The organism is Arachidicoccus sp. (genome assembly GCF_050436765.1).
Classification (GTDB): domain Bacteria; phylum Bacteroidota; class Bacteroidia; order Chitinophagales; family Chitinophagaceae; genus Arachidicoccus.
In genome coordinates this window covers 1-13096 of record NZ_JBNQGD010000253.1, presented here as the reverse complement: position 1 = coordinate 13096, position 13096 = coordinate 1, and the positions used below count along the sequence as shown (strand labels likewise).

Annotated in this window: 11 protein-coding genes; 5 read left to right on the top strand and 6 right to left on the bottom strand. The window is 36.9% G+C overall.

The genetic code is table 11. The features are described from left to right. Nucleotides 1-1107: bifunctional folylpolyglutamate synthase/dihydrofolate synthase (locus ACQR30_RS11200; RefSeq protein ID WP_429735077.1), on the top strand; the 1107-nt coding region annotated here is incomplete at its 5' end. A gap of 103 nt (nt 1108-1210) precedes the next feature. On the opposite strand, the gene tyrS is transcribed toward ACQR30_RS11200, so the two are convergent. Continuing rightward, the gene (gene tyrS, locus ACQR30_RS11195) at nt 1211-2488 is read right to left on the bottom strand and encodes a tyrosine--tRNA ligase (protein WP_429735075.1); all 1278 of its coding nucleotides are present in this window, start codon (nt 2486-2488) and stop codon (nt 1211-1213) included. Nucleotides 2489-2992: 504 nt separating this feature from the next. On the opposite strand from tyrS, the gene ACQR30_RS11190 reads away from it, so the two are divergent. Both ACQR30_RS11190 and ACQR30_RS11185 read left to right on the top strand, forming a co-directional pair. Further along, the gene (locus tag ACQR30_RS11190; protein ID WP_429735073.1) at nt 2993-3373 is read left to right on the top strand and encodes an RDD family protein; all 381 of its coding nucleotides are present in this window, start codon (nt 2993-2995) and stop codon (nt 3371-3373) included. A gap of 201 nt (nt 3374-3574) precedes the next feature. After that, a complete protein-coding gene (locus tag ACQR30_RS11185; protein ID WP_429735071.1) occupies nt 3575-5851 on the top strand; it encodes a glycosyl hydrolase family 95 catalytic domain-containing protein in 2277 nt (758 codons plus the stop codon). A gap of 29 nt (nt 5852-5880) precedes the next feature. Here ACQR30_RS11185 and ACQR30_RS11180 read toward each other — a convergent pair whose 3' ends face one another. From ACQR30_RS11180 to lepA, 3 genes are all read right to left on the bottom strand, one after another. Beyond that, a complete protein-coding gene (locus ACQR30_RS11180) occupies nt 5881-6930 on the bottom strand; it encodes a glycosyltransferase family protein (RefSeq protein ID WP_429735069.1) in 1050 nt (349 codons plus the stop codon). A gap of 12 nt (nt 6931-6942) precedes the next feature. Beyond that, on the bottom strand, nt 6943-7770 hold the full coding sequence (locus ACQR30_RS11175; RefSeq protein ID WP_429735067.1) for a UDP-2,3-diacylglucosamine diphosphatase: 828 nt from the start codon (nt 7768-7770) through the stop codon (nt 6943-6945). A 395-nt stretch (nt 7771-8165) separates the two neighbouring features. Then, entirely contained in the window at nt 8166-9953 is a 1788-nt protein-coding gene (lepA, locus tag ACQR30_RS11170; protein ID WP_429735065.1) for a translation elongation factor 4, read from the bottom strand. Nucleotides 9954-10153: 200 nt separating this feature from the next. On the opposite strand from lepA, the gene ACQR30_RS11165 reads away from it, so the two are divergent. Together ACQR30_RS11165 and ACQR30_RS11160 are read left to right on the top strand one after the other, a co-directional pair. After that, nucleotides 10154-11206, top strand: a complete 1053-nt coding sequence (locus ACQR30_RS11165; protein ID WP_429735063.1) for an RluA family pseudouridine synthase — start codon at nt 10154-10156, stop codon at nt 11204-11206. An 86-nt stretch (nt 11207-11292) separates the two neighbouring features. Next, nucleotides 11293-11751 (top strand): FKBP-type peptidyl-prolyl cis-trans isomerase, encoded by a 459-nt coding sequence (locus ACQR30_RS11160; RefSeq protein WP_429735061.1) that lies wholly within the window; start codon nt 11293-11295, stop codon nt 11749-11751. Between the two features lie 99 nt (nt 11752-11850). Here ACQR30_RS11160 and ACQR30_RS11155 read toward each other — a convergent pair whose 3' ends face one another. Continuing rightward, nucleotides 11851-12399, bottom strand: coding sequence for a hypothetical protein (locus ACQR30_RS11155; RefSeq protein ID WP_429735059.1), 549 nt, complete (start codon nt 12397-12399; stop codon nt 11851-11853). A 61-nt stretch (nt 12400-12460) separates the two neighbouring features. Next, on the bottom strand, nt 12461-13096 hold a 636-nt coding region (locus ACQR30_RS11150), incomplete at its 5' end, for a TlpA family protein disulfide reductase (protein ID WP_429735057.1).

The following is a 13096-nucleotide window of genomic DNA, read 5'->3' as shown; positions in this document are numbered from 1 at the left end:
CATATGCTTGCTGCAATATTACAACAAGCTGGTTATAAAACAGGGCTGTATACCTCGCCACACTTGCACGATTTCCGTGAACGTATTAAAATAAATGGGGAGCTTTGCACCGAAGAGTTTGTCGTGAATTTTGTGGGAAAAATTCGGCCTTATTTAGCTAGCATACAACCTTCTTTTTTTGAGATTACGGTAGCGATGGCCTTTCAATATTTTGTTGAAAGTAAAATTGATATAGCTGTAATTGAAACGGGATTGGGCGGTCGTTTGGACAGTACAAATGTCATCATTCCTGAAGTGAGTTTGATTACCAATATAGGTATGGATCACATGAACCTATTGGGGAATACTTTAGATAAAATTGCCTTTGAGAAAGCTGGGATTATCAAACAAAATGTCCCTATTGTAGTTTCAGAAACTTTGCCGGAAACTAGACTCGTCTTTGAGAAAAAGGCCTTGGAAGTGAATGCCCCTATATATTTTGCCCAAGAAATTTACGCTGTTGAAAAGGTTCAGAGCTATTTGTTAAGTCTTTTCGTTTGGATAAAAGAAAAAAGCCATAATAAATCTACGAAATATGAGCTTGATCTGCCAGGTATTTACCAAACAAGAAACATAGCAGGCGTTCTGGAAGTTGTCAGTCAATTAAAATCGAGGGGCTGGAATATTGAAGAAAAGGATATTTTAAATGCCTTAAAAAACGTGAAAGGTCTTACCGGTTTGCATGGTCGTTGGGAATTGATAAATGAAAAGCCGTTGATAATTGCGGATGTGGGTCATAATGAAGATGGAATAAAACAAATTGTTCAGCAGCTAAAAAACATGTCCTATAAACACTTGCGCTTAATTATTGGTTTTGTAAAGGATAAAGATATTTCTGGCGTGCTGAATATTTTACCTAAGGAAGCAACCTATTATTTTACTAAAGCACAAATACCGAGGGCATTGAATGAATTGGAATTGGCGAAACTCGCGCACGAAAAAGAATTACGAGGGCAATCTTTTGAAAACATTGATTTAGCCTTGCTTTCAGCGAGGGAAGGTTTCCAAGAAGGCGATTTAATTTTGATTTGCGGAAGCGTATTTTTGGTCGCCGAAATACAGGTTTGATGTTTTTCGGATTATACGCGCACAACAACGAAGAACCTGTATAAAGATTCTCGAGCTGTGCTAGCAAGAATGACGGAATATAGATAAGATCAATAAAGGAAACCTATTTTTGTTTTACCTCAATCAAGTAATAATTTTTCTTTCCTTTTTGCGCCAGCAAGTATTTGTTGTGTAATAAAAGCTCTGTAGTTATTTGCATTTGCAAGTCTTCAACCTTTCTCCTGTTGATACTAATACCCCCATTCTGAACCATTTTTCGCGCTTCACCTTTGCTGGAGAAAATTTGTGCTTCGGCTAAAAAGGAAATTACGTCTATATTTAATTGCGTTACAGAAATGTCTATTTTTTGCACCCCTTCCATAGATTCCAGATCATCTATCGTAAGATTTTCTGCGGGAACATTTTGATGGACAAATAATTTTTCAGTTACTTCAATTGCTTTTTTGAATTCGACTTCTCCATGAACAAAGTTGGTTATTTCTTGTGCTAAACGCTTTTGTAAAGTACGTTTCGACGCATCAGTTTTGTGTTGTGCAACGATGTTTTCAATTGTTTCCTTTGGTAAAAAAGTAAAAATCTTTATCCAGTTCTCAGCATCTTCATCTGAAGCATTTAACCAAAATTGGTAGAATTGGTAGGGAGATGTTTTTTCTGCATCTAGCCAAATATTTCCGCCCTCGGTTTTGCCAAATTTAGTCCCATCTGTTTTTTTAATTAAAGGACAGGTAAATGCAAATGCCTCGCCGCCGGCTTTCCTGCGTATCAGCTCTGTACCTGTCACAATATTTCCCCATTGGTCACTGCCGCCCATTTGTAGTTTGCAATTATTATTTTTATACAAATGATAAAAATCAAATCCTTGCATCAATTGGTAAGCAAATTCGGTGTACGAAATACCTGCTTCTCCTTCAATACGTTTTTTCACACTATCTTTTGCCATCATATAATTGACAGTGATATGCTTACCAGTGTCGCGTAAAAATTCTATAAAAGAGATATTTTTGAACCAATCATAATTATTTACTAGTACAGCGGCATTTTCGCTATCACTACGAAAGTCTAAAAACTTGGAGAGTTGCTTTTTTATGCCGGTAACATTCATATTTAGCTGCTCCTCGCTTAATAAATTGCGTTCGTTGCTTTTCCCACTTGGATCACCTACCATTCCGGTAGCGCCACCTACCAAAGCATAAGGCTTGTGACCTGCGCGCTGCAAGTGTACCAATAACAAAATGGGAACTAAACTACCAATATGCAGGCTGTCGGCAGTGGGATCGAAGCCAATATAACCCGAAGTTTTTTCTTTGAGCAACTGGTCTTCCGTACCGGGCATTATATCTTGCAACATACCACGCCAGCGTAATTCTTCAATTAAATTCATAAGATGGAATTTGTGCAAATGTAATTGAACCTGGGAAGATTAAAAAGAGGCTGCTTAAAGTTATTCTATAATAATAGAATAATATTTTGGGTGAAGTGAGATAGGTGATTCTTCTTGACAAGAAGTTTTAAACTTGACCTGTTGAATTTATCGGCCTTACCAATGTTGAGACGGGCAATTGACTATCAGTTGTAAGAAATTATAGGAGAAATAATTAGAACTGAATTTAACACTTTGCATATCAGCCGAAACATTCCCAAATACAAATGGGCGAGTATGCGCAACTATGGACGAAAATTCGCGCACATAGACTATCGTATAAACAGTTACAGAGCAAGGCCCGATGAACTTCAGCCATTTCTCCATTAAGCATCCCTTATAGTAAAAACGTTCGTATAGGTCAATATTTCAAAAAAGGGTTATGCTAAGATGTATTTGATGCGATAATGGAAAATAGTGCTGATTTGGTATATCTTCGCAGCATCATTTGCAAAATTATTTAGAATGAAGACAGTAGGTACGGGGACAAGAGTGTTAAATTTCTTAATCGATACATTCCTGATTTTTATTATCGCGTTAGTATTTTCGAACTGGTACAGCTTTCAAGTAATGTATTGGGGTTACAAACCGTTGCCGCCTTATAGTTTTTTCTTTATTACTTTAGTCGTTTATTATTTTTTGTTTGAAAGTATTTGGAGGCGTACGCCGGGTAAGTGGCTGAGCATAAGTAAAGTGGTGAAATCTAATGGTCAAAAACCATCGATTGGACAAATATTTTTACGTAGTTTAATAAGAGTTATCGTTATAGACTTTTTATTTATCCCTTTTTTAGATGGTAAAACGCTGCATGACTATTTGAGCGGGACTATCGTAATAGAAGCATAATATTATCGACGATTGTAGCTAGGACTGGACATTATCTATTTAAATAAGCTGTTTCATACAAGCGTTTATAATAAGGTTTGATTTCATAAATTCTCCGCAATCGTTTTACTTAAATTTACTGGTGTAAATAATGTAGCTTCAATGCGGCTTTAGTTTTTACTAAAGTAGAATAAGTATTTTTTTACTTGACCCCATAAGTTTATGAAGAAATTCTTTTGGATCGTTGTTTTTTTTGCAAATGTATCTTTTTTGAATGCGCAAAATCTGAGTGCATATAATTTATCTTTTAATGAATTACCGAATAGATGGGATGAGGCATTGCCTTTGGGTAATGGCATGTTGGGCGCATTGGTTTGGCAAAATGGAGAAAACCTTCGTTTCTCCTTGGATAGGGCTGATTTGTGGGATGAACGACAGGCATTAGATCTATCCCGCTTTAATTTTAAATGGGTAGAAAATCAAGTAGCCACAAATCAATATGATACGGTACAGAAGCTCGGTGATGCACCTTATGAAGCATTGCCTTATCCTACTAAGATCCCTGCTGCTGCATTGGAATTTAATATCGCTGCATTAGGCAAAGTGAAATCGGCCATATTGGATATAAAAAAGGCTCAAATAAAAGTAATCTGGCAAGATGGTGCTATACTGGAAGCTTTTGTGGATGCGTCACAGCCTTTTGGAGCTTTTCGCATAACTGGTATTTCTTCGGATATAATTCCAAAAATGATGGTACCTGATTACAATAAATCGAGCAAAAGGTCTGGGAAGAATGTCGTATCGGGACAGGGTCTAGCTAAGCTGGGTTATGCAAAGGGTATTGTTCACCAAGATGCGCATCATATTACTTACATTCAACAAGGAAGCAACGGATTTCATTACGAAGTAGGTGTTTCCTGGACGCAAAAAGGTGATACACTTGAAGGTATTTGGAGCATTGCTTCTTACGCCGCAAAAGATAAAAGGAACAATGTTGCGGAAAAAATTTGTAATGAAAAATTATTGCAGGGGTATGCACAATTGTTATTACCTCATGAACGGTGGTGGAAGAATTTTTGGTCAAAATCTTCTGTCTCTGTTCCAGATACCTTACTACAAAAACAATATTATCTCGAAATGTATAAATTAGGATGTGTTTCTCGCAAAGATGCGCCGCCTATAACGTTACAGGCAATTTGGACAGCGGATAATGGCTCACTTCCACCATGGAAAGGTGATATTCATAACGATTTGAATACACAATTAAGTTATTGGCCAACCTATTCGAGCAATCATCTTCAAGAAGCGGCATCTTTTACAGACTGGCTTTGGAAAGTGCGCAAAGAAAATGAAGCATATACAAAAGAATATTTTCAAGTGGATGGTTTAAATGTCCCCGGTGTGGCTACACTTTCCGGAAAGCCAATGGGTGGATGGATTCAATATTCCTTATCACCAACTGTAAGTGCGTGGCTTGCCCAAAATTTTTATTGGCAATGGAAATATTCTATGGACAGAAGTTTTTTGAAGAAAAGAGCATATCCTTATATACACGATGTTGCTACATTTTTGTCTAATATAACAGAAATGAAAGATGGTATGCGGATATTGCCATTAAGTTCCAGCCCGGAATTTCACGATAACAGTATCAATGCCTGGTACACAAAAGGCAATACAAATTATGACTTGGCTTTGATGCGTTTTGCTTTTGGTGCGGCTGCTGAAGTGGCAAAAGATATGGGTAGGAATAAAGAGGCAAAACAATGGATGAAAGAGCGATCACAGCTGCCTTATTTCTCGATTGATAGTACCGGTTTACGAATAGCGCCTCGTGAAGCGAGGAATGTTTCACATCGACATCATTCCAATTTAATAGCTATTTACCCTTTGTCATTATTGAACCCGGAGAATGCTTCAGATAAAGCCATTATTGATAGTTCACTTCGTTGGTTACAACATACCGGGACACGTGCTTGGTGCGGGTATTCCTTTAGTTGGGCCGCCAGTTTATATGCACGTGCAAAAGATGGAGATAATGCAGCAAAAGAACTACACATCTTTGCATCAAATTTTTGCTCTCCGAATAGTTTCCACTTAAACGGTGATCAAAAAGGGGGTCAATACTCGGGATATACTTATCGACCATTTACTTTAGAAGGGAACTTTGCATTTGCTCAAGGAATACAAGAAATGTTGCTGCAAAGTAATTCTGGAACCATAGAAGTTTTTCCGGCCGTGCCGGAAAAATGGAAAGATGTTTCTTTTCATGATCTTCGTGCTGAAGGTGCTTTTTTAGTTAGTGCGCAGAAAAGCAACGGGGTAATTAAATCAATAAAAATAGCTGCGGAGCAGGGTGGGACTGCTACGGTAAAACTGCCGTTTAAGCATTGGGCTTTTGCAGAGCAAAATGGCGTTATTTCCAAAAAAATAGACAATAATGCAATAAAAATTTCATTTAGGAAAGGTGGAGAAATTCTATTAGTGGATAACGAAAAATAATATTGTTGAAGATAGTAAATAAGATTGCGTTAAGCAATCATAGCGCTTTTTATTTCATTCACTAGCGGTTCGTCAATCTGTTTAAGCTTTTGGCAATCTGCAAGCTCCATTAATTTATCTACGATGAAAGCAGTAGGCTTGAAGCTTATATTTTTCCCTTTCACGGGTTCCTGTAGCCAGTTTTGCACGTTCTCGTAGAAATCGTTTTCTATTTTAGGGAATGTAGTTACCCCCAATTTCTTTAAAGCCATCGCATTACATTTTTGTTCATATTGCCCGCCAATGGGTATTGCCATTAATTTCTTCTGCAAATAGATTGCTTCTGCAGGCGTTTCAAAGCCTGCGCCGGTAATAATTCCATTACAGCTAATAAGACTTGTATTGAATAAAAGTTTATCGACAGGAAATAAAGTAATATTGTTTTCGCGGCGAACGTTTTTTTCCTGTCTCGAAAAAATCTCAAATGAGCAATCCTTTATTATTGAAAAAATATCTATTAATTCTTTATCGCAATACGATGGAAGATAAACGGTGATGTGATTTTTATTTGTCACATGGGCATGCCAAATTTCTGACTTGATTACCGGTGGTTGAATAAAATCGTCATAACTATCAAAATGTAAGCCTAAATTGTGCGTGCCTTTAGCATAATTTTTTAAAATCCATTCGCCTACAAAACTTTTATTTTCCGGTCTTGGCGTATTGTCGGATGCGAAACTTGCCTGGTGCCCGAAATGTATGGAATGGATTTTTTTTATTTTACAGGCCAGAGATGTGATAGCTTCAAAATCGTTTAAAATCAAATCATATTTCTCAAGGGGTAAATCCTTCGCTTCACGCTGTAATCTCTGCCAGGAGAAGGCTGAGAAAGTCTTTCCGTAATGCAATCTTCCATCACAAGTATATTTCAGGCTTAAGCCTTTACTTCTGAAAGTAACCGGCCTATTCATGGCTAAGGTACTGTTGCTCCCACTTAAAAATAAATCTACCGTTCCATATCTTTCAATATATGGCAGTAACTCCATTGCTCGACTTATATGCCCGTTTCCGGTAGCTTGTATGGCGTATAAAATTTTCATTATTATTCGTCTTTAAAATATGTAGTCCACTTTTTCGGAGAAGACATGCCAATCTTCTTGCGGGGTATTTTTTTCTGTTGAGTTGATTGCGAAATCTGCAGAAGAATAGGTAAATAAATTCCACTCTCCATCATAAAATTCGAGTGCGGTAAGATTTTCAACCCAGTCTCCCGAATTTAAATAGGTTACTTTTCCTTTCTCTGTAGAAAATATTTTTTTGCAAGGCTGATGAATATGTCCGCATACTACATAATCGAAATCATTTTCAATAGCCAGCTCTGCAATTGTGTTTTCAAAATTGTTGATATATTTTACGGCTTCTTTTACACTGTTCTTTATTTTCTTTGAAAAGGATATTTTTTCTTTTCCGAGTTTGTTAAGAAGAGAATTAATAGCGCGATTCAATAATATTAATAAGTCGTAGCCCTTGCCACCCAATTTGGCCAAAATTTTTGCGCTCCCCCTGGTGGTGTTGTCAAAGACATCTCCGTGGAAAATCCACATTTTTTTATCACCAATTTTTAAAATGAATTTGTCTGTGAGAGAAAGATTGCCTAATTGCATATCTGAATATTTCCGTAACACCTCGTCATGATTTCCTGTAATATAGACTACACGTGTGTCTTTTGCGATCAGGCTCATAATTTGTTTGATAACCGCAAAATGGGCTTTTGGAAAATATCTTTTCGAAAATTGCCAGCCATCAATGATATCGCCATTTAATATAAGTAGTTGAGGCCGTATGCTTTTTAGGTAGTTTGTGAGTTCATTTGCGTGGCAACCATAGGTACCCAGGTGCACATCTGAAATAACTACTACGTCGAGGTTTCTTTTTTGCACATTAATATATTTAATAATGCAAAGTTGCTTATGAAAAGTTATGCGAAGGTTACGCAAAGATTATTAGATTATTAATTCGATATGTATATGACGTTCGGTAAAACCCGTTCATCGCTTTAACGCGGACGGGATGTAAGGCACAAAATATTTCGACGTTTTTGGAAGCAGTGTACTTTTCTTTTGTCAGTATAAGACGTAAAAAACTTAAGGGACCTGCGGGCACAGGTAGGAAGTAACCGTAAGACTTCTCATTCTTCCAAGTAGTAAATCAATTGTTGTGAAATATGAAGCCCAACAATTAAAAATTGTTTGGTGCACCCTCGCTCAAAGAAGGCAATAAAAAAACTTTCTCTTTTACAGGAGAAAGTTTTTAATCTTTTTATCAGAAAATAAGATTACTCATCTAATTTCAATACAGCCAAGAATGCTTCCTGTGGCACTTCAACATTGCCTATTTGGCGCATCCGTTTTTTACCCTCTTTTTGTTTTTCCAATAATTTACGTTTACGTGAAATGTCACCGCCATAACACTTGGCAGTTACGTCTTTTCGCATTGCACTAATATTTTCTCGAGCAATTATTTTAGCACCAATTGCCGCCTGAATAGCAATTTGAAATTGCTGACGAGGCAATAGCTCTTTTAATTTTTCACACAATTTTCTTCCAAATTCTTGAGAGCGACTTCTGTGTATCAATGCGCTTAAGGCATCTACCTTTTCATTGTTTAGGAGAATGTCCATTTTCACAATGTCGCTGGCTCGATAATCAATTGGCGTGTAATCGAAGGATGCGTAACCTCGTGTTTGGCTTTTCAATTTATCATAAAAATCAAATACGATTTCGGTTAAAGGCATTTCAAATGTAAGCTCTACACGTGTCTGCGTAAGATAGTTTTGATTTATTAGGATGCCACGTTTACCTAGGCAAAGTGTCAAAATATTTCCGGTATAATCTGCTTGAGTTATTATTTGTGCACGGATAAATGGCTCTTCAATTCTATCCACTTTGGTCGTTTCCGGCATTTGCCCCGGATTGTTCACGGTTATTTTTTCATTGCGGGTGGTATATGCGATAAAACTTACGTTAGGTACAGTAGTAATAACTGTTTGATTAAACTCACGTTCCAGGCGTTCTTGGATTATTTCCATATGCAGCAATCCCAAAAACCCACATCGGAAACCAAAACCCAATGCCTGTGATGTCTCCAATTCAAAAGTTAATGAAGCATCATTCAATTGCAGTTTCTCCATGCAATCGCGTAACTCCTCAAAATCTTCGGTAACCACCGGGAAAATACCTGCAAAAACCATGGGTTTGACTTCTTCAAACCCTTTGATAGATTTGCCGGGATTTGCGGGAAGGGTAATGGTATCACCCACTTTCACTTCCTTGGCATTTTTAATGCCGGTGATAATATATCCAACATCTCCCGCTTTTACATCTTTGGTAGGGATCATACCCATTCCCAGCTTGCCTACCTCATCGGCGTAATATTCTTCTCCTGTATTGATGAATTTTATTTTATCGCCCTTTTTTAGAGTGCCATTATAGACGCGAAAGTATGCAATAATTCCTCTGAAGCTATTAAAAACACTATCGAAAATTAATGCTTGCAGCGGAGCTTTCTCGTCGCCGGCAGGAGGGGGAATTCTTGCTACAATAGCGTGTAAAATTTCTTCGATACCAATACCTGATTTTCCACTGGCTAGTAATATATCTTCTTCCTCACAACCGATTAATTCAATTATTTGATCCTTTACTTCGGGAATCATTGCGCCGTCCATATCAATCTTGTTGATAACAGGAATGATCTCCAAATTATTATCAATTGCTAAATATAGATTGCTGATGGTTTGCGCCTGTATCCCTTGTGTGGCATCTACCAATAGCAATGCTCCTTCACAGGCCGCCAATGCACGACTTACCTCATAGCTGAAATCTACGTGACCTGGGGTGTCAATCAGATTAAAAGTGTATCGAATATTGTCAATTACATATTCCATCTGAATGGCTTTACTTTTGATAGTAATTCCTTTCTCTCGTTCTAAATCCATATCATCAAGCACCTGATTCATCATGTCGCGCTCCCCAATAGTATGCGTATGTTCCAATAAGCGATCAGCCAACGTGCTTTTACCGTGGTCAATATGTGCAATAATGCAAAAATTTCTAATATACTTCATCGCGGCAAAGATAGGGAGTTAATTAGGAATCCATAATTAATAATTGTAAATAAAATCAGTGGATTTCAAGCTATTTTATGAATTTTTGAGCATTATATTTTTATATAATATAATAAAGTTTTCAAAAGACTGTTTATGAAAATCTGGTTTTAATTTTTATATAAAAAATAATTTAATCATTAAGCTTTTATCTTTGCACCATGGTGGAAGATTTAGATATAGCCCAAGAAGAGAATGCAGAAGAATTGTATGAGCGTAAAACCTTTATTATCGATAAAGGGCAAGAGCCTACACGTATAGATAAATGGATGCAGGCGCGTATTGAGAATGCTACGCGAAGTAAAGTGCAAAAAGGTATTGAATCGGGTTTTCTTACTGTAAATGGACAACAGGTAAAAAGCAATTACAAGATAAAACCTGGTGATGAATTGGTTTGGGTCTCGGTTGCGAGTCCCGATTATTCCGAAGTAAAACCGGAGGATATCCCATTAAACATTGTGTATGAAGATAATGATGTAATGGTCATCAATAAGCCTGCTAACATGGTAGTGCATCCTGGTGTTGGCAATTATTCTGGAACTTTATTGAACGGTGTCGCCTATCATCTTTTACAACAAAACCCTCAATTAAATGAGGAGGATTTACCACGTTTTGGATTGGTACACCGGATTGATAAAAATACAACGGGATTAATTGTATTGGCGAAAACAGGAGCAGCTGCATCGAATTTGGCGAAACAATTTTTTAATCATACGGTCATTCGAAAATATGTCGCTGTCGTTTGGGGGGATGTAGAGGAAGATAATGGTACGATAAATGTAAATATTGCACGCCATGAGCGTTTCCGAAAAATGTTTACAACTTATCAGGAAGCTGATAAAGGCAAAAATGCTATTACGCATTACAAAGTTCTCCAGAGGTTGAACTATGTTTCTGTAGTAGAATGTAAATTGGAAACTGGGCGCACACACCAAATAAGGGTACACATGAAATCCATTGGGCACACGCTTTTCAATGATTGGGAATATGGGGGGGAAAGGATTTTGAAAGGAACTATTTTTACAAAGTACAAGCAATTTGTAGATAATTGTTTTATTATTTGTCCCAGGTGTGCTTTACATGCAAAGACTTTGGGCTTTATACATCCGATAACTGGGAAAGAGTTGTTTTTTGATTCAGAATTGCCTCAAGACATGCAGCAATTGGTGGAAAAATGGTCCAATTATATTCAACATAAGCCACTTGAGCAATAGTAAATAACTGCGCGATAACAGTTCATGATTTCCCAATTGCCAATTAAAGCTTATCTTGCGGCCTTATTTTAAAAACAAATACCTGTATGCAGACAGCTAAAAAAGGCGATAAAGTAAAAGTACATTATCACGGAAAATTAACAGACGGTACAACATTTGATAGTAGCGAAGGCCGATCGCCACTTGAATTTGAAGTGGGAAGCGGACAAGTAATTCCTGGTTTTGACGATGGTGTTACCGGTCTAAAAGTTGGAGAAAAAAGAACTGTAAATATCCCTGCGGAGCAGGCTTATGGACACGCTTCTGAAGAGCAAATTGTGGAGTTCCCAAAATCTCAGTTTCCTCCTGAAATGACACCCGAAGTAGGCATGCCGTTGCAAATGAGCAATGATCAAGGACAAACGTTTCAGGTAATTATAAAAGAAGTAAAAGAAGAATCGGTTGTGTTAGATGCTAATCATCCGCTTGCAGGAAAAGATCTGATTTTTGATATTGAATTGGTGGAGATCCTCCCGGGGAAATCTTCTATCATTATGCCAGAATAGTTTTCTTTTGAAAGAAAAAAATCCGAAGTATAGAAAATTACTTCGGATTTTTTATTGGGAATCAATGGGTTATACCGCTTTCTATTTTGCACAATTGAACTAAGTATCCAATTCTTCTGGGTCAATTAGATTTTCAGTTATATTAAATTTTATATTCTTATATGCCAGCAAAGTGTCCATGAGTTGATCTGATTGGCTATAATCAATTAATCTCATACATATCAAATTGTTGTCTTCATCTTTAAAATCAATTGTCAATTTCTCGTCAGCTACACCTTTATAAAAAGCATCATTACAAGTCATATACTTTATAGCGTTAACTGGATAATATTTAATTGTTTTGTAATCACTAATTATAATGTTCATTGAGGTTAATTGCAAAAATGCCTTTCTTTTATATCGAATACTTGCTAAAATGAAAAAAATAGGTATTCCTAAAATAGCAATTAACAACAATGAAATTTCGAATTTTGATTCTTTTGGAACATCATAAATAGCCATTGTACCTTCTGAATAATGACCAGATGGGAGAAGAAATATCCCAAGCGACACAGAAATAATAATGCATATAATTAAAGAATACTTGAATATTTTCGTTAGCGAAGGTATTTTAAGCTTTAAATAAATGGGGTAATTTAGATCTTGCATTTTTTCCTATGATACAATTAGTGGACAAGATAACTATTTTTATTGCGTTTCGCAATGCTGATTATTTCAAGACTTCTGCCAACTTACTTTCTAAATCATCGCCTCGTAGACTGTTGGCAATAATTTTTCCACTGGGGTCTATTAACACATTAAAAGGAATTCCATTGAATTTATAGACATTTACTGCTTTGCTATCCCAAAACTTTAAATCACTCATTTGGTTCCAAACCAAACCATCATCTTTGATAGCTTTTTCCCATGCCGCCTTGTCTTTGTCTAAAGACACGCCTAAGATAGTAAAGTTTTTATCTTTAAATTTATTGTAGGCGGCTACGACATTTGGGTTCTCTCCACGGCAGGGTCCGCACCAACTTGCCCAAAAATCTACCAATACATACTTCCCTTTAAAGTCACTAATTTTAATAGTTTTTCCATCGGGGGATTGCATTGCTAAATCTGGGGCCTGTTGATTTTCTAAAGGATAATTTCCACTGCTGCTTGATGAAACGGCCTCCTTGAGGCGACTGGTAAATGCAGCCAAAGCACCGTCTTCTTTAAACTTATCACTGGCAGCTTGCGCAATGGGCAACAAATCTGATGGGGCAATAGAACGCACAGCCATCGCATTCAATACATAGAAAGTAGAAATGGAGTTGTCATTATTTCTTAAAAATGTTTTTATGACTGCATTCATATC